Below are 20405 nucleotides of genomic sequence, written 5' to 3'. Positions count from 1 at the left end.
GGAATGGGTAAAGCTCTTTCTTCCCGTATCGGCGAAGGGGACGGAAACTTTAGCTCCCGGTCCCGGAATGATTACAAAGTGGGGACACCGCGGTACCGCCCGGCCATGGCCGCGGCGATCTCCCCCACCTCCTCCCGCAGGGCTGCGGGCTCCAGCACCTCGGCATGGGCGCCGTAGGAGAGGAGCCAGGAAACGATCTCCATCCTTCCCCCCGCGGTGAAAGAGAGGAGGACGCTCCCGTCGGGCTCCTCGCGCAGGCTCTGGCTCGGGTGCCAGAGCCGGTCGCGGACTGCGTGGGCCACTTCCGGCGAGAAGCGGAGCGTGACGGCCAACGGCTCCTCGTCGACGATGCCGAAGGCCCCCTTCAGGCGGTCGCCGGGGCGGTACTCGTCGGGGATCTCGAACCGCTCCTTCAGCAGCTCCGCCCCGCCGATCCGCTCGGCGGCGAAGGTCCGGAGCGCCTTGCGATTGTGGGCGTAGCCCAGGAGATAGAGCCCCCCCTTGTAGAAGATGAGGGTGTAGGGGTCCACCTCGTAGGCGGTGGCGCGCCCCTTCCCCGGCGCCCGGTACGCGAGACGGAGCCGGTACTGGTAGATGAGGGCGTCGCGGATCGTCCTGAGGGCTCCGGCGACCCGGGTGTAGTCGCGGCGTCCCTGCAACAGCGGCAGCGACACCTCGGCGATCCGCTCCATGTGGGCCGCGTAGCGCGGCGGGAGAACCGACGAGATCTTGCGGAACACGGCGTCGAGATCGTCCCGGAAGGGGGTACCGTCCAGGAAATGGAGTTGGGAGCGGAAGAACGAGAGGGCCACCAGCTCCTGGAGGGTGAAGGTGACGGGGGGGACGTCCTTGAAGCGGGTGAGGAAGCGGTAGGCCTTGCGGCCGTTGAGCCACTCGGAGACCAGGGGGTATCCCGCCTCGTGGATGGCGTTCAGGTCACGGTGGACGGTGCGCCGGTCGACCCCGGTCTCCTCGGCCATCTCCTCGATGGTGATCCCGTGCCGCGCCTCGATGAGGCGGATCAGGTCGTGGACCCGCCCCGCCTGGGAGTATTTCTTCGCCGGCTTTCCCTTCTGCATCGCCACCTCCTCGCGGTTGTACGAAACGGATAGTACCGTACCGTTTCCCCGGAGAAAAGGCGAAAAAGGAGCCCTCCCGCCGCATGCCCCTTTGGGGGCGTGCCGGCGCCCGGGTTGCAAAACGGGGAAAGGGCGCTATCCTCGAAACGGGACGCCCTCAGCCCAGTTGCCCGCCGTAGCGCCCCCCGATCCATAACAGATGAACCGCCAGGAGTGAACCATGAAACAGCATTCCGTCCGGACCGTCGTCTGCGGCGCCATCATCGCCATTTTCTGCTGCGGGGGGTGCGTCCTCAATCCCCAAAGCCGCGTCACCGCCCCGCCGGTGCCGGGCGAGGCGCTCGACGAATACCCGGTTTTCAACGACCAGGTAACCGGCATCGCCATCTCCGCCAGGGGACGGCTCTTCGTCAACTTCCCCCGCTGGGACAGGGATCCGCTCTATTCGGTGGCCGAGGTTCTGCCGGACGGCACGACCCGCCCCTATCCCGACGAAGGGTGGAACCGCTGGGGAAGCGACGAGGCGGCGCATCCGGAGGCCCACTTCGTCTGCGTCCAGAGCGTCTTTGTGGACAGCGGCGACCGGCTCTGGATCCTGGATGCCGCCTCGCCCGCCTTCCGGGGGGTCGTTCCCGGGGGCCCCAAGCTGGTCAGGGTCAATCTCGGCACCGACAAGGTGGAGCAGGTCATCCCCTTCGGACCGGCCGTCGCCCTTCCCCACAGCTATCTGAACGACGTCCGGGTCGATACCGGCCGCAATGTGGCCTACCTGACCGATTCGGGCACCGGCGCCCTGGTCGTCGTCGATCTGGCGACCGGCGCAGGCCGGCGCCTTTTGGCCGACCACCCTTCGACCAAGGCGGAGCCGGGGTACGTGCCGAAGATCGACGGCCGGGAGCTGCGGGACAGCGCCGGCAACGTCCCCCAAATCCATGCCGACGGCATCGCCCTCGACCCCGCCGGGGAGTATCTTTACTACCACGCCCTCACGGCCCGGACCCTCTACCGGATCAGGACCGCCCCCCTCCGGGACCCGAACCTCGGCGCGGCGGAAGTGGGAAAACAGGTCGAGCGGCTGGTGGAGACCGGCGCGGCGGACGGGATGCTGGTGGACGGCAGCGGCAACCTCTTCGTCACCAGCCTGGAGGACCACGCCATCAAGCGATATCGTCCCGGCGGCGCTTTCACCACCGTGGTGCAGAACAGCCTGATCCACTGGCCCGACAGCCTTGCCATCTCCCCCGACGGCTACCTCTACATCACCGATTCGCAGATCAACCTCTCGCCCCGCTTCAATTTCGGCCAGGACCTGCGGATCCGCCCCTACCGCTACTTCAGGAGCTGGCTCCTCCCCGGCGAGACGGAACAGGGGGGGTGACGGGAGGCAATGATACCTTCAGCATCTTGTGCAGCGGAATTTGTCGATTACACTGGAGGAGGACCATCATCCCAGCTCAGGAGGAGAGGAATGAACGCACGGACGATCTCGTTGGCCCTGGCCATGGTCATGTCAGCCGGTGCGGCTTCGGGGAAGGAAGACCTCATGAAGCGCGCCCGGGGTCTTTTCAAGCCGGTCCCCGCAACGGCCCCCGTCATGAAGGGGAACCCGGCGAACCCGGCAAAGGTGGAGCTGGGGAAGATGCTCTTCTTCGACCCGCGGCTCTCGGCCTCCCAGCTCATAAGCTGCAACACCTGCCACAACGTCGGGCTCGGCGGCGCCGACCTGCAGGAGACCGCCATCGGCCACGGTTGGCAGAAGGGGCCCCGCAACTCGCCCACGGTGCTGAACGCGGTCTTCAACATCGCCCAGTTCTGGGACGGCCGGGCCGAAGACCTGGAGGCCCAGGCCAAGGGGCCGGTGCAGGCGTCGGTGGAGATGAACAACAAGCCGGAGCGGCTGGTGGCGACCCTGAAGAGCATCCCGGGGTATCAGCCGCTCTTCCGGAAGGCGTTCGCCGGCCAGCAGGACCCGGTCACCTTCGACAACGTGGCCAGGGCGATCGAGGTGTACGAGGCGACGCTGCTCACCCCCGACGCCCCCTTCGACCGGTACCTGAAGGGTAACCGCAAGGCCCTCTCCGCCCGACAGGAAGAGGGACTTCGCCTCTTCATCGACAAGGGGTGCGCCGCCTGCCACGGCGGGGTCAACGTCGGCGGCACCGGCTACTTCCCCTTCGGCGTCCGGGAGGAGCCGGGGGCCGAGGTCCGCCCCCCCGCGGACACCGGCCGCTTCAAGGTGACCAACACCGCCGCCGACCGGTACGTCTTCCGCTCCCCGAGCCTGCGCAACGCGGCGATCACCATGCCGTACTTCCACTCGGGGAAGGTCTGGAAACTGAACGACGCCGTGAAGATCATGGGGAGCGCCCAGCTCGGCATAAGGCTGACCGACGACGAGGCCGACACGATCACCGCCTTCCTCGGCACCCTCACCGGCAGGCAGCCGAAGGTCGTCTACCCGATCCTCCCCCCCAACTCGGACGCCACGCCGCGGCCGGTGACGAACTGAGATGACGGGAACGAAGGGGCGGCATCGGCACGACCGAACCGCCCCCGCGAGGCCGACATGAAACGCCTGGGATTATCAGTTTTCCTCTTGGCGGCGGCAACCGGCACCGCCTTCGCCGACTGGCAGCTATACCGCAAGGACAAAGCCGTCGTCGCCTCCTTCGACATCCTCTCCTTCGCCTCTTTCCGCCACCAGCCCTCCGTCTGGGTCCGCTGGCACTATGTGACTCCCCGGAAAGGAGTGGCCGGCATCAAGATCCACTTCACGGCGAACTGCTCGAAGCACCGGCTGTACGAGATCGCAACCCTCCCTTACGATACCGACGGGAACTACCTCGCGGACAACGAACACCCCGACACCCCCAGGGAATACCCCCTCCGGCACAATTCCCTGAACAAGGCGACCTACGAGCTGCTGTGCCGGTGACATGCCGTTTCTGAGACGATCAAAGGCCGAAGCAACCACGCTCCGGCCGGCACCTTGGCGATCTTGCGTACGGATTCCATTTTTACCTCCATTGAACGGCATCAGAAGGCAAAGCAGTCGCAGCCTGGCCCCCAGAGACGCGCAGGATCAGGCCGCCGCACCTGCCGATGGCCGTGACAGGCGCACCCCCTGTGGATTGCCGTCGCACCCACCGTGGCGCGGTGGTAGCCACCGTAGACACCCACCGGCGACCAGTCGGGGCTGACCGGCAGTGGCGGTGGCGCGAGAGGGCCGAACTCCCCGGCACCGTAGACGATCTTGCCGCCGACGATGGTGAGGAGCGCTTCGATCCCCCTGATCTCCTCCTCCGGCACGGTGAAGTAGTCGGCCGAGAGGACCGCCAGGTCGGCGAGCTCTCCCGGAACGAGGGTCCCCTTCTTCCCCTCCTCCCCCGAGAACCAGCTGCTCCCGGCAGTGTAGAGGCGAAGCGCCTCCTCGCGCGAAAGCCGGTTTCCCTCGGGGTAGAGCTGCATCCCGCCGACGGTCCAGCCGCTCACGAGCCAGTAGAGGGAGATCCACGGGTTGTAGCTCGCCACCCGGGTCGCATCGGTGCCGGCGCCGACCGGGATCCCCATCTCCAGCATCCTTCTCACCGGCGGAGTATGCGCGGTCGCAGCTTGCCCGTAGCGCTCCCGGAAGTATTCCCCCTGGAAGGCCATCCGGTCCTGGATGGCGATCCCGCCCCCCAGCGCCCTGACCCGCTCCAGGTTTTTCGGGGTGATGGTCTCGGCGTGATCGAAGAACCAGCGCAGGCCATTGAAAGGCACGTCGCGGTCGACCCGCTCGAAGACGTCGAGGAAGCGGGAGATCGACTCGTCGTAGGTGGCGTGGAGACGGAACGGCCAGCGGTTCTCCGCCAGGAGCCGTACCACCTGGGCAAGTTCCTCCGCCATGACCGGCGGCAGGTCGGGACGCGGCTCCAGGAAGTCCTCGAAGTCGGCGGCGGAGAAGACGAGCATCTCGCCGGCGCCGTTCATCCGGTAGAAGTCGTCCCCCTTTCCCGGTGAGGTCTGCGTCACCCACTTCGAAAAATCCGCCAGCTCCCCCTTCGGGTGCTGGGTGAAGAGGTTGTAGGCGATCCGCAGGGTGAGCTCCCCCTTCCCCGCCAGTTCCTCGATCACCCGGTAATCGTCGGGGTAGTTCTGGAAGCCACCGCCGGCGTCGATGGCGCTGGTGAGCCCCAGCCGGTTCAGCTCGCGCATGAAGTGACGGGTCGAGTTCACCTGGTCCGCGTAGGAGAGCCGCGGCCCCTTGGCGAGACTTGCGTAGAGGAGCATGGCGTTCGGTTTGGCAATGAGGAGCCCGGTCGGATTGCCGGGCCTGTCGCGCTGGATCTCCCCTCCCGGCGGATCGGGGGTGTCGCGGGTGTAACCCAGCGCCCGCAGGGCCGCGCCGTTGACGATGGCGCGGTCGTAGAGATGGAGGATGAAGACCGGGGTCTCGGGGGAAACCGCATTCACCTCCGCCAGGGTCGGCATCCGCCGCTCCTGGAACTGGAACTCGGTCCAGCCGCCGATCACCCGCACCCACTGGGGGGGCGGGGTGCGCCGGGCCTGTGCCCTTAGCATCGCCAGGGCGTCCGCCAGGGACGGGACGCCGTCCCAGCGAAGCTCCATATTGAAGTTGAGGCCACCCCGGATCACGTGGATGTGGGAGTCGTTGAGGCCGGGGATGGTCCGGCGGCCCTTCAGGTCGATCCGCTTGGTTTTACCGTCGGCGGAGGCGAGGAGTTCCTCGCCGCCGGTGGCAGTGATGCGGCCCCCGGCCATGGCAAGGGCCGAAACCTCCGGCCGGGCAGCATCGAGGGTGGTAATCTTGCCGTTATGCACGATGAGTTCGGGTGCGTTCATATCCTTTCCTCCTCCAACGTCTTTCACGAAGCGAACAGACATTAGATCCCCGCATACCACTCATACCCCCGGTCTTCCCAGTACCCTCCTTTACCGCCGGCTATGTGGGAAAAATCTTCGACGACTTCGAGGCGCATGACATACTTCGCCATCTTATAGCCGAGCTGCCGCTCCAGTCGCAGCCTGAGCGGTGCTCCGTTCTTGACCGGCAGGGTCTCGCCGTTGAGCTCATAGGCAAGGATCGTCTGGGGGTGGAAGGCGTCTTCAAGGTCGATGCTCTCATAGTAGGGGGAGCTTCCATCCTCTCCCATGGGGTCCGCGCAGTGGAAGACGACGTACCGGGCAGTCGGTTTGAGCTGCACGGCTTCGAGGAGCGCGCTCAGGCGTGCCCCTTTCCACTTCCCAATGGCGCTCCACCCCTCCACGCAGTCGTGGCGGGTTATCTGCTCGCGACTCGGGAGGGCGCGGATGTCGGCGAGGGAAAACGTTCCGGGATGTTCGACCAGGCCCCCGACTTCGAGGCGATAGCCCGCAAAGCCCCCCTCCGCCATGGCCAGATATGCCGGATTGCGCGGCATGAACGTCCCGTTGCTCCTGAACTGCGGTGACAGCTCGGCCTCGGTGAACTCCTGGGCCACCGCCTTGCGGGGGAGAACCAGCCTCTGGACCCGCCGCGTCGCCTTTTCGCCGAAACCCAGGATCTTCACGAACCACGGGGATTCCGAAAGCTTTTGGCAGCCGCCGAGAGCCGTTGCGCTTGCCGCCACGAACAGGCGCGTCAGGAAATTCCGCCGGGTGAGCCTGCTTTTCTCACTCATCATCCACCTCCGGTTCGACCCTGAAGTAACCGGTAATCATGGAGCGAAGATTGTTCCAGAAGCCGTTCACGATGACCTGGAAGACATGGATGATCGTGAAGAGCACCAGCGCCCATGCGACGATGAAATGGATCGTCCGCACCGATTGCCTTCCGCCGAAGATGCCGACCCATCCGGGGACGAGCGCGTCCAGCGCTGGGGACATGCCGAACCCCATCAGGATGACCAGGGGGAGGAGCAGAAAGACCACCGACAGGTAGGCCAGTTTCTGAAGGACGTTGTAGTGCCTCGCCGCCTCGCCTTTCGGTCGCCGGAAGCGGAGGTGATCGACGACCGACGCGCCGATGGAATGCAGATCCTTTCTCGTGGGGAGGATATCCCGGTGCAGATGCCGGCTTGCCAGGGAGTAGCCCACGAAACAGACCCCATTGAGCACAAGGAGCCAGGCGAAAAAGAAGTGCCAGCGGCGCGCCATCGCGAGCCATCGGGTGGCGGGTATCGTGAGCCAGGAGGGGAACCCCCGTTCGCCCATGTCACCCTCGGCGTCGCGGGAGACCCCGAGGAATCCGGTGGTATCGAAATCGTGCCCGAAAATCCGGGTGATGCCGGAGACCTCGCCCTCTTCGTCTACCTTGCTCCCCAGCACCAGAAAGGGGGGGACGCCGCGGTACGACTGCTCGCCCCAGTACAGCGCCGAGTGCGCATTGAAGATGTTGAGGCCGCTCATCAGGAGGATAACGAGCACGATGACGTTGATCCAGTGCATGAGACGCACGGGGAGTGTGTGCCGGTAATACCGGGTTCCCTTGGCAGCGGTGCGTTTCGTTCTGGCCATTAGCGTTGATCAGGTGCCGGTTTGATGTTCTGGTTCATCCGGAAAAGGTTCGACGGGTCGTACTTACTCTTGAGCTCCACCAGCCGGTCGTACGTCGCGCCGTAAGCGAACGCGACGCGGTCGGTCTCGTCCCTGGTGAGGAAGTTGACGTACGCGCCGCTGCTGGCAAACGGCTTTGACTTGGCGAAGAACGCGCGCGCCCAGGCGATGCAGCGCTCATCATCTCCTGCCAATTCCCACCGGCAGTGCACATTCATCACGTACCGGGCGTCCCGGCTCGAATAGGCCATCGCTTCGGGCGTCACGCGGGCCGTCTGGCCTCCGATCGTGCCTACGAAGATTTCGGTCTGCGGCGACGGAAGCGTGCCGGTGTATTCGATGATGGCGTCGATCAGGCCGTCGCTGAGCCGGGTGAGGTTGTGCGACTTCCAGTAGTTGCGCGCCCCGGGCGCCAGAAGCGGATCGAAGGCCTGCTGCCAGGCTGTGTACGGCTGCACGCCAACGTGCTCGCCGAGCGCCGTGCCGAAACCGCGCAGCGGCTCGATCAGCTTCTCTCCCTCGGCAGGGTCCCCCGTGTAGAACAGGGCGAGGGCGACGATCTCTGTGCCGTGCACCTCCGCGGGGAGGAAGGGGAGCGGCGGCGCCTTCCGGGTGATCATCCAGACGGCGAGCTCGTCGGGCATGGTCTCGGTGAACCGGGCAAACCGGGTGAGCACGGCCTTCGCCTGGTCGAACGGGAAGACGATGAGACCGCAGAGCACCTCCGGCCCGACCGGATGGAGCAGGAACTCGAAGCTCGTGACGATGCCGAAATTCCCGCCACCACCACGCACCCCCCAGAAGAGGTCCGGGTTTTCCGTCTCGCTCGCCCGCACCCGCCTCCCGTCCGCCAGGACGACATCCACGGCAAGAAGGTTGTCGATGGTCATGCCGTACTTCCGACTTAGCCAGCCGAAGCCCCCGCCGAGCGTCAGGCCTGCCACCCCCGTGGTCGAGTTGATCCCGAGCGGCGTGGCTAAACCGTGGGCCTGCGCGACCGCGTCGAAGCCGGCAAGGGTGCAGCCGGGTCCGACGGTTGCCCGGCGGGCGGTCGGGTCCACCTGGACGCCCCTCATCGGCGAGAGGTCGATCATGAGGCCGTCATCGCAGACCGCATTGCCCGCGATGTTGTGTCCCCCTCCGCGGACCGAGACGAGAAGGCTGTGCTCGCGCGCGAACGCGATGGCCTGGACGACATCGTCAGCCGACTCGCAGCGGGAGATCAGCGCCGGCCTGCGGTCGATCATGGCGTTCCAGATCCGGCGTGCCTCGTCGTAGCCGATATCACCGGGCAAGAGCAGCGGCCCCGTCAGGCGCTTCCGCAATGCATCGATCGTCTCCTGCTTCAGGTCGATCATGCCACCATCAATTAGTTGCGCTTTCATGGTCGATCTCCGGTGAGGACATCGCTTTTCGAGCGAGGCCTGCTGTTCGTATGTCGTTGCGGCGGGAGTACCGTTGCGGTCCATCACCGCTGCTGCGGCGGCTGGTAGGTCCCCGGCGTGCTTCTTTGTCAAACCATAAATGTGGGGTGATCTTTTGCAACACTATTCCTCCTTAGCCAATAGTTTACTCCATATGGCTCATGCGTCCGCCGGCTGGCACATTCGGTTCGGCGCGCCCGTTAATCTCTGATTTTATCTGCGGACTCTTCATAGTTCCCCCTTCGGCCCTGACCTGCCCGATACCTTTAGCCGCCGTGCCCGCCGAGAAACTCCTTCACGAAGCGGATTTCGATGCCGTACGGCGTATGGGCCTTCATGATCTCCATGCACCCTTCGTAGGTCTCGGAGCGGGCCCAGTCCTGCTGGAGCTCGAAGAGAAACTGCAGGGAGTTCATGGGGACCGCGCCGGCTTGGACCAGCCGCTGCACCGCCCGCTCGTGGGCCTCTGCGGTGATGTCCCCGCAGGCATCGGTGGGCACATAGACCTCGTAACCGGCCCGGAGCATGTCGAGCGCCGGAAACATCACGCACGCCTCCGTCCAGAGCCCGGCAACCACGATCTTTCGCCGGCCGGTCCGCTCGATGGCGGCCTTGAAGTTCCGGTCGAGCCAGGAGTTGATGGAGGTCCGGTCGATCGGCTTCTGATCGGGAAAGATGCCGGTGACTTCGGGGATCATGGCGCCGCTGAAACTCTGGGCCGCCACCGTCGACAGAATCGTCGGGATCCTGAAAAGTCTGGCGGCCTTGGCCAGGACCTGGACGTTCTGGACAATGGTCGTCCGGTCGTGGGAATGAACCCCGGCGAACATCGCCGGCTGGAAGTCGATCAACGCTACTGCGCAGTCCATTGGGGCCAACATGCCGTGAATCGTCTGGGTAGCCATAAAGTGCTCCTCCTTTGCCAGGGACTGACCTGTTTTTCGTAAGTTTAGAGGAAACGCAATACAGTTAAGTACACATCGCTTTTCCGAAAAATCAACCAAGGGGAAGAGCGGCGTCCATGCTCAATCCTGTTGCGTAACATGGCGATATATAAATTGATTTTCAGTTGGAAAAATGTGTATGAAGCTTTCGGGAAAACGGGAGTGCTCATCAGGTGGGGCATCGGCACGATACTCAAAATTTGTAAGTCAACCAGCTGGTCACGTAATCTACATCCTTTCCCGGCCCCGATTCTTTTAGAAACCGTCCTGCGAAGAAATGACCGTAAATCGCGACGAATGTCAGATGCCGGTCGATATCCCAAAGAAGTTGTACCTGGGGCATGCTGCCGATATACCGGGCATCGCTCGTCTTGCCGGAACGGACCAGGGCGACGGCGTTGTTGTACAGCCCGTCCCGGGTGCTCTCCCGCCAGAAAAAATCCCAGTCGAAGATGAGGGTGGCGTGGTCAGCGAGGTGGAGGTCGAGACAGGGGTGCAGGTCGATGAAGTTGACCGGACCGATCAGGCCCGCCTCGCTGAAATAGGCCGCCTTCGGGAAGAGGGGGTTGAAGGTCTCCAGGTCCGGGTTGGCCGGGTCCTCGTCGCCGCTGGCGATGTCCGCCCTGAGGCCTGCGCGCGGGCGAAGCGGCAGCGATGTGAACGTGTAGCCGGTGTCGGAAGCAACCGTCCAGGCCCGGATGTCGCCGTTGCCGAAGCTCCCCCACTGGTAGAGGAACTCGAAGTTGTAGTCGAGGGGGACTGCAGTGCGCCAAAGCCTTCCCCCCACCGAATGCCGCGTCTCACGGGCAGCTCCCTGGTCGAAACTCGCCGTGCGGCGATACAGCCCGATGTAGTAGAGGTCGATGTTTCCCTTGGGGAGGAGCGGAAATGGGAGCACGGCGTATGTCCCCCAGAGCGCCCTGGTGTTGTCCGGCCCGTCGTCGAAGACATGGCGGTTGGTCTGGGCCGGCTTGGTGGCAAAGCCGTCTATCCGAACGTTCCCTCTTTGATAGATGACCCGGAAGCCGTCGAAACTCTGGCGCACGTTCGGCCCTTCCCGCACCGAAATGATCCGCTGGGAGCCGTAGGCCAGTTCCTGGCGTCCCGAGCGGAAGGTTAGCGAATCCTCGCCACGAAGACCGAACCTCAGATCGAGGAACAGTTGGTGAACGTCCAGCTCATCCAGGTCGGTCGGCCGCGGCCCGCCTCTGCGGCCGTCTTCCATGCTGCTCTGGAGCTGGCTGAAGAGACGGACGTGACCCCCCATCTGCAGGTCGCCGTGGAGGAAGTAGCGCTGCAGGAAATAGCCGTGGTCCTGCGGGTCCTTTCCCCAGTTGGGGTGGTTGAAATACTCGTATCGTTCCCGTGCCTCCCCGCCGAGGGAGAAGAACCAGCTTCCGGTCTCGTTGATCGGCAGGTACTTGATGGGATCCCAGAAGTCGGCGCGTCGGGACGGGTCGTGCAGGTAGCGGTAATCCTCGTCGGCGCGGTTCAGGGCATACGGCGGCGGGCCGCCCGGTGATCCTCCCGTGCCGGCATGGATGGCCTCCGGCCGACTGATGAGTATCGCGATGGAAATGCAAAAGATCGATACGCAGCCCGCGAACAGTCTCATCTCCCTTGCTCCATCTCTCCCCTTGTCGGCGTTGGTCAGATAGCCCCGTTCACTGACGCTTGCAGACACCTTCGATACCCGCCGAGAATGATCGCCAAGAGTGCCTCCGGAAAAAATGTGCCTTGCTGCCCGGATGTGCCCCATCCCGGATAGGTGGCCGATGCAGTTAAGTACACATCTTTTTCCCGAAAAATCAACCAGGGGTAAGGCCGGTGTCTGTGCTCCGACCTAACGACAAAAAGCCGGAGCATGTTTGCTCCGGCTTTTTCCATACCACTCGACTGATCTTTGATGCTTCCGTCCCCCTCATCCGGCCTTCGGCCACCTTCTCCCCCAGGAGAAGGAAAACATCGAAGCGTCATCGCGTTCGTATGTGCGTCAGATTTGGCGGCGACGACCGAGCGCAACCGCAGGCGTAGCCCAAGCTACGTCGAGGATTGCGCGACTGAGGAGCAGCCGAAGATGGCGTGCAGACGGACGCGAGCCACTAAATTTTGCCTTTGAGGCTGTAGACGTAGGCCAACACCTCCGCCACCGCCGCATAGAGGCTCTCGGGGATCGGCTCCCCCTCCTTGACCTGGGCGTAGAGCTCCCGGGCGAGGAAGCGGTTCTCCACGAGCATCACGCTGTGTTCCCGGGCCATGGCCTTGATGGTCTGGGCCATGTGATCGACCCCCTTGGCGAGGACCACCGGCGCCGCCATGGTCTCGCGGTCGTACTTGAGGGCGACGGCGAAGTGGGTCGGGTTGGTAACGACGACATCGGCGGTGGGGATCACCTGCCGCAGCCGGCGGCGGGCGGTTTCCACCTGCATCTGCCGGATCTTTCCCTTGACCTGGGGATCCCCTTCCGACTCCTTGTGCTCGTCTTTCACCTCCTGCTTGGTCATCTTGAGGTTCTGGACGAAGCGCCACTTGATGAAGGCCAGGTCCAGGGCCCCGAGGACCAGGAGCACGCCGCAGGTGTGGAGCACGATCTTGAAGGCGAGGTGCTTCACGAGCTCCAGGGTGCCGGCGATGTCGCTCTCGGTCAGGTAGATGATCCCGTCCATTTCGTCCCGCAGGATCCGGTAGGCCATGTAGCCGACGATGATGATCTTCAGCACCGCCTTGAGCATCTCCACGAGGGAATCCTTGTTGAAGAGCTTGCCGAAGTTCTCCACGGGGTTCAGCTTGTCGAACTTGAACTCCAGCCGCTCGGAGTTCATGGAAAAGCCGACCTGGACCAGGGTGGTGCAGATGCCGGCGACGATGACGACCAGCATGAACGGGGCGAGGACCCTCAGGATGACGAGGAAGAGCCTGATGAGAAGGTGCTGGGTGCTCGCCTCGGTGAGCTGGTAGGTCCCCATGGAGCCGAGGAGGTCGACGCTGGTCTGCTTGAGGGTGGAGACCATGAAGCCGCCGGTGGAGTAGAGGGCGACCATGGCGGCGATGAGGGTGACGGTGGAGGTGAGATCCCGGCTGTGGGGGACCCCCTTCTTCTTCGCCTCGTCCAGCTTCTTCGCTGTCGGCTGTTCTGTCTTTGAATGCTTGTCTTCGTCGGACATCTACCCCCCTCCCATCAGTTTCATGATGGTCTTGAGCTGGACGCCGAGGCCGTCGAAGGCACCCTGGACGGTATGGAGGAAGAAGTAGAGGGAGAGCCCCAGGATGATGAAGCCGATCCCGATGTTGAGCGGCATGCTGACGAAGAAGACGTTCATCTGGGGGAAGGAGCGGGCCATGATGCCGAGGACGACGCTCGTGGCAAGGAGGGCCACCATCACCGGCGCCGCCAGCTTCACCGCCAGAATGAAGACCTGCCCCAGGGTGACGACAAGAAATTTCATGAGCCCGTCGCTCATGTGCCAGGAGCCGAGGGGAAGGACGCTGAAGCTTTCGATCAGGGCCGCGATGAAGACGTGGTGCACGCCGAGGGTGATAAAGAGAAGCGTCGCCATCATCTCCTGGAAGATGGAGATGATCGACTGCTGCCCCCCCTGGCTCGGATCGAACTCCGTCACCATGGAGAGGCCGATCTGGACCCCCACGATCTGGCCGCAGAACTCCACCGCTGCGAAGATGATGAGGGAGAGGAGCCCGAGGCAGATCCCCACCAGGGTCTCCCGGACGACGAGGATGCCGAGGCCTAGCATGTCCCCCGGCAGCTCCGGGGCCTTCATCCGGACGATAGGGTAGCAGACGAAGGTCATGGCGACGATGACCAGTGCCCGGATGTTCATCGGCACCCGGCGCCCCCCGAAGAGGGGGATCGACGAGAAGATTCCCGCCATCCGCCCCATGACGAGGGCGAAGAAGGCGACGTCGTTCGGCGTCGGAAATGGCGTGGTCAGGGGGAACATTGATAAGGGGCTCGGGGCTCGGGGCTGGGGGCTCGTGATTGGTCAGAGGCTTGTCAGCCCCGAGTCCCCTGCCCCCGATTCTCACTGTCTCATGGTGGCGATGAGGGCGTATACCTCCCTCGTGAAATCGGTCATGTAGCTCATCATCCAGGGGAAGAAGATGACCAGCGTCACCATGACGGCGAGGATCTTCGGGGCGAAGGCGAGGGTCGCCTCCTGGATGGAGGTGACCGCCTGGAAGATGCTTATGAGGAGCCCCACCACCAGGCCGGCGATGAGAAGCGGCGCCGAGAGCATGAGGGTCACCTCGAAGCTGCGGCGGGTGAGCTGGACGACAAGGTCGGGAGTCATTGGTTAACCTCCGGGGCTCGGGACTCGGGACTCGGGGCTCGTAAAGGCTTTTGCCAGCCCCGAGCCCCCAGTCCCGACTTTTACCCGAAACTCTTTACGAGGGAGCCGATCACCAGCCCCCAGCCGTCCACGAGGACGAAGAGCAGGATCTTGAACGGCAGCGCGATCATGACCGGCGGGAGCATCATCATCCCCATGGACATGAGGACCGAGGCCACCACCATGTCGATAACGAGGAACGGGATGAAGACCAGGAAGCCGATCTGGAAGGCGGTCCGCAGCTCCGAGATCATGAAGGCCGGGATGAGGGTGAGGGTCGGGATGTCGTCGGCGTTGCGAGGCCGGGGCATCTTGGAGAGGTTGAGGAAAAGCGCCAGGTCCTTCTCCCTGGTCTGGGAGAGCATGAACTTGCGCATCGGCGCCACGGCCCGCTTCATCGCCTCGTCCTGGCTGATTCGGGCGGCCCGGTACGGCTGGATCGCCTGGGTGTTCACCTGCTGCCAGACCGGGCTCATGACGAAGAAGGTGAGAAAGAGCGACAGGGCGATGATGATCTGGTTTGGGGGGGCCTGCTGGGTGCCGATGGCCTGGCGCAGGAACGAGAGGACCACCACGATCCGGGTGAAGGAGGTGGTCATCATGATGAGCCCCGGCGCCAGGGAGAGCACCGTCATGAGGAAGAAGATCTGGAGGACGGTGGAGACATCCCCCGGCTTGGAGGCCTTTCCCACGCCGATGCTGAGGGTGGGGATGCCGGCGGGTTCCACCGCCAGGGCCAGGGGGGCGCAGACGAGAATCAGGAGTGCGGAGAAGAGGAACACGCGTTTCGACATCGGGACACCGTCCGTGGTGTTAGGATTGCCGCAAGGGGGTGCCGGGCGCATCGGCCCTCCCCTGCTTCAGCGCCGCAAGCCGGGCGGCCACGGCGTCGAGCTTCCCCTGGAAGACCGTGGCGAGCGGCAAGCGCGCCGGCTCCTCGCTCACCACCTCGATCTCTTCCAGGATATCGATCTGCTTGATGAAATTGAGCCGGTCGCCGCTGGAGCCGAGGAGGAGAAACTCCCCCCCCACCTCCACCAGGACCAGGGACTTCTTCGGCGCCAGGTAGCGGGTCTCCACGACGCGGATGTGCCGCTCGGCGGCGCGCTGCCCCCCGCCGGTCCGGAAGAAGCGGCTGGAGAGGTAGTAGAAGAGGTAGATGATGCCGAGGACCAGCGCCAGGGAGGCAAGCATCTGGAGGAAGGCCCCGGCCATGCTGAATCCCCCTCCCGCCAGTGGCTGCTCCGCCGCCAGGGTCGAAGCAGCGGGGAAGAACGCCGTGGCGACAAGGGCCGTCAGGGGTCTCACAGCACCTTCTCCACCCGTTCGTTGGGGCTCACGATGTCGACGAGACGGACGCCGAACTTCTCGTTCACCACCACCGCCTCGCCGCGGGCCACGAGCTTGGAGTTGACGAAGACGTCGAGGGGTTCCCCGGCCAGCTTGGTCAGCTCCACCACCGCCCCCTGGTTGAGCTGCAGGACGTCCTTCACGAGCATCTTGGTCCGGCCGAGCTCGACGGTGAGCTGCAGCGGGATGTCGAGAATGAATTCCAGGCTCTTCCGGTCGAGGTCGCCGGCGCTCGCCCCGTCCTTCACTTCTTCCTTTTCGAGGTCGCTCACTGCTCTCTCCCTTTACCGATGATAGTGGCGATCCGGATCGCCTTGTTGCCGTGCCGCAGGCCCGGCGTGCCGGAGAATTTGTCGACCCCCCCCACCTTCACCCGAAGGTCACTGGTGCAGGGGGTGTCGAGCATGATGGTGTCGCCGGGGGCCAGGTTGAGGAGGTCGTTGAGGCTGATGACCGCCCCTCCCACCTCCACCGAGACATCAAGGGGGGCCTCCAGGAGCTCCTTTGACAGCCGGTACGACCACTGGGGGTCGATGGCCATCATGTCGAACTGGGTGCCGGACTTGAGCTTCTCCCGGATCGGCTCGATGGTCATGTAGGGGACGGCGAAGACCATCTTCCCCACGATCTCGTCGATCTGGATCTGCATCTCCATCGTCACCACCTGGTACTCGGGGGGAACGATGTTGACCAGCCGCGGGTTCATCTCCATCCGCAGCAGGCTCATCTTCGTCGCGTAGAGGGGAGCCCACGCCTTTTCCAGGTCGACGAGGGCGTCCTTCACGATTTTCGAAACGAGCTTCAGCTCGATGGAGGTGAACATCCGGTTCATGCTCGGCACCGCCGAGGTGCCGGTGCCGCCGAGGATGCAGTCGACGATGGTGAAGACCAGGGTGCTGTCGAAGGCGATGAGCGCCGCCCCCTTCAGGGGGTCGGCCTTGTAGATCGCCATGCAGACCGGCGACGGGAGGGTCTGGATGAAGTCGTCGAACTTGTAGGAGCCGGCCCCCATCTTCTTGATCTCGACGATGCGCCCCAGGCGGTTCGACAGGGTCCCCCGCTGGTAGCGGATGAAGCCGTCGTAGATGATGTCGAGGTTGGGGATGTTCCCCTTGGCCTCACTGTTGAAGAGATCGTAGGCGTGGACGGTCCCCTCCGTCTTCGCCAGCTCCTTCTCGGGCTCGATCTGTCCCTCGAAGACGGCTGCGAGCAGCGCCTCGATCTCCTGTTTGGTGAGGATCTTCTCCATGGACGGTCCTTGGGTGTTACAGCGGATAACGGTTCAGCGTACGGTCCACGTGTCAGGAAGGGCGCAGCAAGCGCCGCCCCTACTGCACCACGAAATCGGTGAAATATACCTTGGTTACCTTGCCGGGCGGGAGGATCTTGTTGACCGCCGTCATGATCTCGTCGCGCAACTGGTTTTTCCCCTGGAGGTCCTGCACGTCCTGGAGGGTCTTGGTGGTGAGGAGGACCAGGATCGCGTCGCGCAGCGGCGCCTGGCGGGCCTCGATGTCGGCCTTGGCGGCGGGGCCGGCGGTCTCGAACTCGATCTTCGTCCGAAGGTAGCGGATCTCCTGGCCGTCATAGATGTTAACGATGAACGGCTCCATGGCGAAGACATTGGAGGCCGCACCACCCTTTTCGCCTTCCTTGCCGCCTTCCTTGCCCGCCTCGGCCTTCTGCTCGACCTTGGCCTCGGCCTCCCCTTCCTTCCCCTTATCCTTTTTGCCCCCACCCATGAAGACCACGGCCAGGGCGATCACCACCACGGCCGCGGCCCCGATGATGATGAAGAGTTTCTTTTTGTCCTTGGGCGCGCCTTCTGCCGGCGCCTTCTCGTCGGAAGCCATCAGCTCCTCCTTCTATTCATGGTGAGTATGGAAGTTTGCGGTTTCGTGCACCGAAGCCATTCTTGCAACCGAAGTGCCAGAATGGGGAGACAGGGCCTGCCGATGACGGCAACTCAAAAAACGGAGTAATGACGGGGAGCTGGGAGAGGTTGTGCGGAAAGAGGGCATCGACGGCGGTGTCGGCACCCCGGCAGCGGGAGGGATGAATGGAGGGTGCGGATCAAATAATTGACGCAAGGATCTCCTCCCGGCGCCCCGCACAAAACCAGGAAACCGGGCCGGCTCGGTCGAACTGCGGGCTAAGGGAACCTGGCCGGTAAAGGCTCTTGTCAACTATCCGTCACCTCCCTCGTCCCAAAAGAGTGGAACGGGGGGGCCGTTGCCGGCCCCCCCGTCACATCGGCTAACGCTTGAGGTTGAGAACTTCCTGCAGCATCTAGTCGGCGGTGGTGATCGTCTTGGAGTTGGCGGAGTAGCCCCGCTGGGTGGTGATCATCTTGACGAACTGCGATGCCATGTCGACGTTGGACTGCTCCAGGGAGTTGGAGAGGACCTTGCCGACTCCGGGGGTGCTGGCGTTGGAGAACATCGGCTGCCCCGAGGCGAGGGTCTCTTCGAAGAGGCTCCCCCCCGCCTTGGAGAGGCCGTTGTTGGAGGAGAACTTGGCGAGGGCCACCTGGTAGAGCTTCTGGAGCTGGCCGTTGGAGTAGACGCCGTTCACGTACCCCTTGTCGTCGATGGTCACCTTGGTGAGGGTCCCCTGGTAGTAGCCGTCCTGGGTCTGGGAGGAGACGATGGAGGAGCTGGCGTACTGGGTAGTGGCGCCGACGCCGAGGTCGAACATGATCGGCTGGGGGGCGGTGACGCCGCCGGCAAAGGTGATGTTCTGGCCCGCGCCGGCCGCCGGGGTCTGGGCGGTGAGGGCACCGGTGGCATCGAAGGTGAGGGTGCCGTCCACCGGGCTGCCGGCGGTGGCGTCGGGGATGATGGCGTGCCAGTCCCAGCTGTTGGCGGCGGTCTTGCGGAAGAAGACCGTGGCCGTGTGGGCGTTCCCCTGGGAGTCGTAGAGCGACAGGCTGGTGGAGAAGTTGGAGGTCGCCACCGGGTTGGTCGGGTCCCAGGGAAGGGCCGGCGTCGCCTGGGTGGAGTCGAGGTTCACCACCATCTTCACGTTGGCGGTCTGCTTCGGGGGGGTGGCGGCGAAGGCGGTCAGGTCAATCGGCTTCAGGACGCCGTCGGCAAGGCCGGAGGCCGGGATGATCCCGTACCCCTGCACCTGGTAGCCGTCGGGGTTCACGAGAATCTTGTCCTTGTCGAAGTTGAAGGTGCCGGCCCGGGTGTAGTAGCGGCCGCTGTCGTTTTGCACCACGAAGAAGGAGTCCCCCTGGATGGCGAGGTCGGTGGAACTCTGGGTGCTCTCGAAGGAGCCCTGGCTGAAATCGTTCTGCACCCCCTGGATCTGGACGCCGCGCCCGATCTGGGAGCCCCCGCTGATGGTGCTGGAGAGGACGTCGGAGAAGAGCATCCTCCCCGACTTGAAACCGGTGGTGTTGACGTTGGAGATGTTGTTGCCGATGACGGACATCGCCTCGCCGTTGGCCGCAAGGCCGCTGATGCCCGTATACATTGCGGACGTAACGCTCATTGATATGCCTCCTTGAGGGCGGCAGTCGCGCGACTGCCGCCGGGGTTGTGCGGGACGCGTCAATCGGTCGGCGTCCCCGGGCCCCCTCGGAAGGTCCGGCCCGTTTTAATTTTGTGATTCGGGGCTCGTATAAGGACTATTACCAGTCCCTAGCCCCCAGTCCCTGCCTCTAAAAAACCACTGCTGAATCGATGTTCGTGAACACATTCCCTTGCATGCTCGCCCGGTCCATGGCGGTGATGACTGTCCGGTTCGTGACGCTCACCACCAGCGCGGCGTCCCCCATCATGATGAGCGATTCCCGCCCACCCTTCTGGGCCACGCTGTCGACCGCCCCTTCCAGCTTCCTGAGATCATTCTCGCTGAGGCTGATTCCCCGTGCCCTGAGCCGTTCCTGGGCGTGGCTGGAAAATTTGACCCCCTGCGTCGGGAGCTTCCCGTCGAGGATCCGGGCAAAGTCGCCCTTCTTCTCGCCCGGCTTCGGGGTCCGGGGCTGCGCCGGTTTCTGTCCCGGGTTGATGGGAATTGGTTCGGGAAAATAGATCTTGTCGATCATCCCTTACGTCACCCCCTTCACCGAGAGTATCTTCGAGATCGGCACCGAGATGCCGCTTACCATCACCGAGGGTTCCGACCCTTCCAGGGTCACCCCGTCCACCTTCCCGAGAAGCAGCGGGCTCCCCGAGAACTGCGTGCCGTCACCGTTGACGCCGGTGACGGTGAAGGTGTAGCTGCCGGAGGGAAGCGCATTCCCCGCACCGTCCTTTCCATCCCAGGAGACGGTGCCGTCGCCCGCCGCCGTGGCGCCGAGGGTGATGGTCCGGACCGTCTTGCCGGTGGCATCGGCAATACCGACCAGGACCTGGCTGGCATTGGCCGAGAGCCGGTAGCCCAGGGTCGACGGGGTCCCCTCGGTGAGATTCACCTGGTCGCCGTCGGCCTTGATATCCTTCCCGATGAACGAAACCGCCGTGAGATTAGAGGCACCGTTCATGGCGGTGAGGATGCTCTGCAGGTTGCTGTTGGTGTTGTAGGCCTGCTCCACCTGGGTCAGTTGCGCCATCTGGCCGATGAACTCCGAACTGTCCTGGGGGTTCAGCGGATCCTGATTCTGCAGCTGGGTTATGAACAGCTGAAGAAAGTCATCCTTGCTCAGCCCGGTGGACTGCTTCATGGCCGCTGTCGCTGCTGCGGTATCAGTGGTGACTCCGGTTATCATGAATG

The 20405-nt window shown here is 63.9% G+C and carries 21 protein-coding genes; 3 read left to right on the top strand and 18 right to left on the bottom strand.

Annotated features, from left to right (window positions below):
* Positions 1 to 71 precede the first annotated feature (71 nt).
* Positions 72 to 1079: a YafY family protein gene (locus M6689_RS01130; RefSeq protein ID WP_298266798.1), complete on the bottom strand. Its 1008-nt coding sequence runs from the start codon at positions 1077 to 1079 to the stop codon at positions 72 to 74.
* Between the two features lie 220 nt (positions 1080 to 1299).
* Between M6689_RS01130 and M6689_RS01125 the strand changes: the two genes are divergently transcribed.
* The 3 genes from M6689_RS01125 (at position 1300) to M6689_RS01115 (ending at position 4014) form a co-directional block, all read left to right on the top strand.
* Entirely contained in the window at positions 1300 to 2457 is a 1158-nt protein-coding gene (locus tag M6689_RS01125; RefSeq protein WP_298266797.1) for an L-dopachrome tautomerase-related protein, read from the top strand.
* A 90-nt stretch (positions 2458 to 2547) separates the two neighbouring features.
* Positions 2548 to 3588, top strand: coding sequence for a cytochrome-c peroxidase (locus M6689_RS01120; RefSeq protein WP_298266796.1), 1041 nt, complete (start codon positions 2548 to 2550; stop codon positions 3586 to 3588).
* A gap of 57 nt (positions 3589 to 3645) precedes the next feature.
* Positions 3646 to 4014, top strand: coding sequence for a hypothetical protein (locus M6689_RS01115; protein WP_298266795.1), 369 nt, complete (start codon positions 3646 to 3648; stop codon positions 4012 to 4014).
* Positions 4015 to 4115: 101 nt separating this feature from the next.
* On the opposite strand, the gene M6689_RS01110 is transcribed toward M6689_RS01115, so the two are convergent.
* From M6689_RS01110 to M6689_RS01030, 17 genes are all read right to left on the bottom strand, one after another.
* Positions 4116 to 5924, bottom strand: coding sequence for an amidohydrolase (locus tag M6689_RS01110; RefSeq protein WP_298266794.1), 1809 nt, complete (start codon positions 5922 to 5924; stop codon positions 4116 to 4118).
* Between the two features lie 41 nt (positions 5925 to 5965).
* Positions 5966 to 6742, bottom strand: coding sequence for a molybdopterin-binding protein (locus tag M6689_RS01105; protein ID WP_298266793.1), 777 nt, complete (start codon positions 6740 to 6742; stop codon positions 5966 to 5968).
* The gene (locus tag M6689_RS01100) at positions 6735 to 7577 is read right to left on the bottom strand and encodes a cytochrome b/b6 domain-containing protein (RefSeq protein ID WP_298266792.1); all 843 of its coding nucleotides are present in this window, start codon (positions 7575 to 7577) and stop codon (positions 6735 to 6737) included. The genes M6689_RS01105 and M6689_RS01100 overlap by 8 nt, the downstream gene beginning before the upstream one ends.
* On the bottom strand, positions 7577 to 8974 hold the full coding sequence (locus tag M6689_RS01095) for an FAD-binding oxidoreductase (RefSeq protein WP_366949712.1): 1398 nt from the start codon (positions 8972 to 8974) through the stop codon (positions 7577 to 7579). Before M6689_RS01095 ends, M6689_RS01100 begins: the two co-directional genes overlap by 1 nt.
* 332 nt (positions 8975 to 9306) lie before the next feature.
* Positions 9307 to 9945 carry a hydrolase gene (locus M6689_RS01090; RefSeq protein ID WP_298266790.1) on the bottom strand — a complete coding sequence of 213 codons (639 nt, stop codon included), beginning with the start codon at positions 9943 to 9945 and terminating at the stop codon, positions 9307 to 9309.
* Positions 9946 to 10177: 232 nt separating this feature from the next.
* Positions 10178 to 11599, bottom strand: a complete 1422-nt coding sequence (locus tag M6689_RS01085; protein ID WP_298266789.1) for an alginate export family protein — start codon at positions 11597 to 11599, stop codon at positions 10178 to 10180.
* Positions 11600 to 12086: 487 nt separating this feature from the next.
* On the bottom strand, positions 12087 to 13148 hold the full coding sequence (flhB, locus tag M6689_RS01080; protein ID WP_298266788.1) for a flagellar biosynthesis protein FlhB: 1062 nt from the start codon (positions 13146 to 13148) through the stop codon (positions 12087 to 12089).
* Positions 13149 to 13943 carry a flagellar biosynthetic protein FliR gene (gene fliR / locus M6689_RS01075; RefSeq protein ID WP_298266787.1) on the bottom strand — a complete coding sequence of 265 codons (795 nt, stop codon included), beginning with the start codon at positions 13941 to 13943 and terminating at the stop codon, positions 13149 to 13151.
* Between the two features lie 81 nt (positions 13944 to 14024).
* Positions 14025 to 14294 (bottom strand): flagellar biosynthesis protein FliQ, encoded by a 270-nt coding sequence (fliQ, locus tag M6689_RS01070; RefSeq protein ID WP_298266786.1) that lies wholly within the window; start codon positions 14292 to 14294, stop codon positions 14025 to 14027.
* An 80-nt stretch (positions 14295 to 14374) separates the two neighbouring features.
* On the bottom strand, positions 14375 to 15127 hold the full coding sequence (gene fliP, locus M6689_RS01065) for a flagellar type III secretion system pore protein FliP (protein ID WP_298266785.1): 753 nt from the start codon (positions 15125 to 15127) through the stop codon (positions 14375 to 14377).
* Positions 15128 to 15146: 19 nt separating this feature from the next.
* Positions 15147 to 15641 (bottom strand): flagellar biosynthetic protein FliO, encoded by a 495-nt coding sequence (gene fliO / locus M6689_RS01060; RefSeq protein WP_298266784.1) that lies wholly within the window; start codon positions 15639 to 15641, stop codon positions 15147 to 15149.
* The gene (gene fliN, locus M6689_RS01055; RefSeq protein WP_298266783.1) at positions 15638 to 15955 is read right to left on the bottom strand and encodes a flagellar motor switch protein FliN; all 318 of its coding nucleotides are present in this window, start codon (positions 15953 to 15955) and stop codon (positions 15638 to 15640) included. The genes fliO and fliN overlap by 4 nt, the downstream gene beginning before the upstream one ends.
* Positions 15952 to 16932, bottom strand: coding sequence for a flagellar motor switch protein FliM (fliM, locus tag M6689_RS01050; protein ID WP_298266782.1), 981 nt, complete (start codon positions 16930 to 16932; stop codon positions 15952 to 15954). Before fliM ends, fliN begins: the two co-directional genes overlap by 4 nt.
* Positions 16933 to 17011: 79 nt before the next feature.
* Positions 17012 to 17536 (bottom strand): flagellar basal body-associated protein FliL, encoded by a 525-nt coding sequence (locus tag M6689_RS01045; RefSeq protein WP_298266781.1) that lies wholly within the window; start codon positions 17534 to 17536, stop codon positions 17012 to 17014.
* Positions 17537 to 17972: 436 nt separating this feature from the next.
* Positions 17973 to 19181 (bottom strand): flagellar basal-body rod protein FlgF, encoded by a 1209-nt coding sequence (flgF, locus tag M6689_RS01040; protein ID WP_298266780.1) that lies wholly within the window; start codon positions 19179 to 19181, stop codon positions 17973 to 17975.
* A 169-nt stretch (positions 19182 to 19350) separates the two neighbouring features.
* The gene (locus tag M6689_RS01035; RefSeq protein ID WP_298266779.1) at positions 19351 to 19737 is read right to left on the bottom strand and encodes a TIGR02530 family flagellar biosynthesis protein; all 387 of its coding nucleotides are present in this window, start codon (positions 19735 to 19737) and stop codon (positions 19351 to 19353) included.
* Positions 19738 to 19740: 3 nt separating this feature from the next.
* A partial coding sequence (locus M6689_RS01030) for a FlgD immunoglobulin-like domain containing protein (protein ID WP_366949710.1) occupies positions 19741 to 20405 on the bottom strand: 665 nt, incomplete at its 5' end.

Origin of the sequence: Geobacter sp. (assembly GCF_027327745.1) — a bacterium.
Classification (GTDB): domain Bacteria; phylum Desulfobacterota; class Desulfuromonadia; order Geobacterales; family Geobacteraceae; genus Geobacter.
The sequence above is the reverse complement of the archived record's forward strand: the minus strand, read 5'-3'. Positions and strand labels throughout refer to the sequence as shown.

Coding starts and splice junctions, on each gene's coding strand:
- M6689_RS01120 (WP_298266796.1), top strand. CDS start 2,548: ATGAACGCACGGACGATCTCGTTGGCCCTGGCCATGGTCATGTCAGCC.
- M6689_RS01045 (WP_298266781.1), bottom strand. CDS start 17,536: ATGGCTTCCGACGAGAAGGCGCCGGCAGAAGGCGCGCCCAAGGACAAA.
- fliP (WP_298266785.1), bottom strand. CDS start 15,127: ATGTCGAAACGCGTGTTCCTCTTCTCCGCACTCCTGATTCTCGTCTGC.
- fliR (WP_298266787.1), bottom strand. CDS start 13,943: ATGTTCCCCCTGACCACGCCATTTCCGACGCCGAACGACGTCGCCTTC.
- M6689_RS01110 (WP_298266794.1), bottom strand. CDS start 5,924: ATGAACGCACCCGAACTCATCGTGCATAACGGCAAGATTACCACCCTC.
- M6689_RS01130 (WP_298266798.1), bottom strand. CDS start 1,079: ATGCAGAAGGGAAAGCCGGCGAAGAAATACTCCCAGGCGGGGCGGGTC.
- flhB (WP_298266788.1), bottom strand. CDS start 13,148: ATGTCCGACGAAGACAAGCATTCAAAGACAGAACAGCCGACAGCGAAG.
- M6689_RS01090 (WP_298266790.1), bottom strand. CDS start 9,945: ATGGCTACCCAGACGATTCACGGCATGTTGGCCCCAATGGACTGCGCA.
- M6689_RS01085 (WP_298266789.1), bottom strand. CDS start 11,599: ATGAGACTGTTCGCGGGCTGCGTATCGATCTTTTGCATTTCCATCGCG.
- fliM (WP_298266782.1), bottom strand. CDS start 16,932: ATGGAGAAGATCCTCACCAAACAGGAGATCGAGGCGCTGCTCGCAGCC.
- M6689_RS01035 (WP_298266779.1), bottom strand. CDS start 19,737: ATGATCGACAAGATCTATTTTCCCGAACCAATTCCCATCAACCCGGGA.
- M6689_RS01100 (WP_298266792.1), bottom strand. CDS start 7,577: ATGGCCAGAACGAAACGCACCGCTGCCAAGGGAACCCGGTATTACCGG.
- M6689_RS01105 (WP_298266793.1), bottom strand. CDS start 6,742: ATGAGTGAGAAAAGCAGGCTCACCCGGCGGAATTTCCTGACGCGCCTG.
- M6689_RS01125 (WP_298266797.1), top strand. CDS start 1,300: ATGAAACAGCATTCCGTCCGGACCGTCGTCTGCGGCGCCATCATCGCC.
- M6689_RS01115 (WP_298266795.1), top strand. CDS start 3,646: ATGAAACGCCTGGGATTATCAGTTTTCCTCTTGGCGGCGGCAACCGGC.
- M6689_RS01095 (WP_366949712.1), bottom strand. CDS start 8,974: ATGATCGACCTGAAGCAGGAGACGATCGATGCATTGCGGAAGCGCCTG.
- fliQ (WP_298266786.1), bottom strand. CDS start 14,294: ATGACTCCCGACCTTGTCGTCCAGCTCACCCGCCGCAGCTTCGAGGTG.
- flgF (WP_298266780.1), bottom strand. CDS start 19,181: ATGAGCGTTACGTCCGCAATGTATACGGGCATCAGCGGCCTTGCGGCC.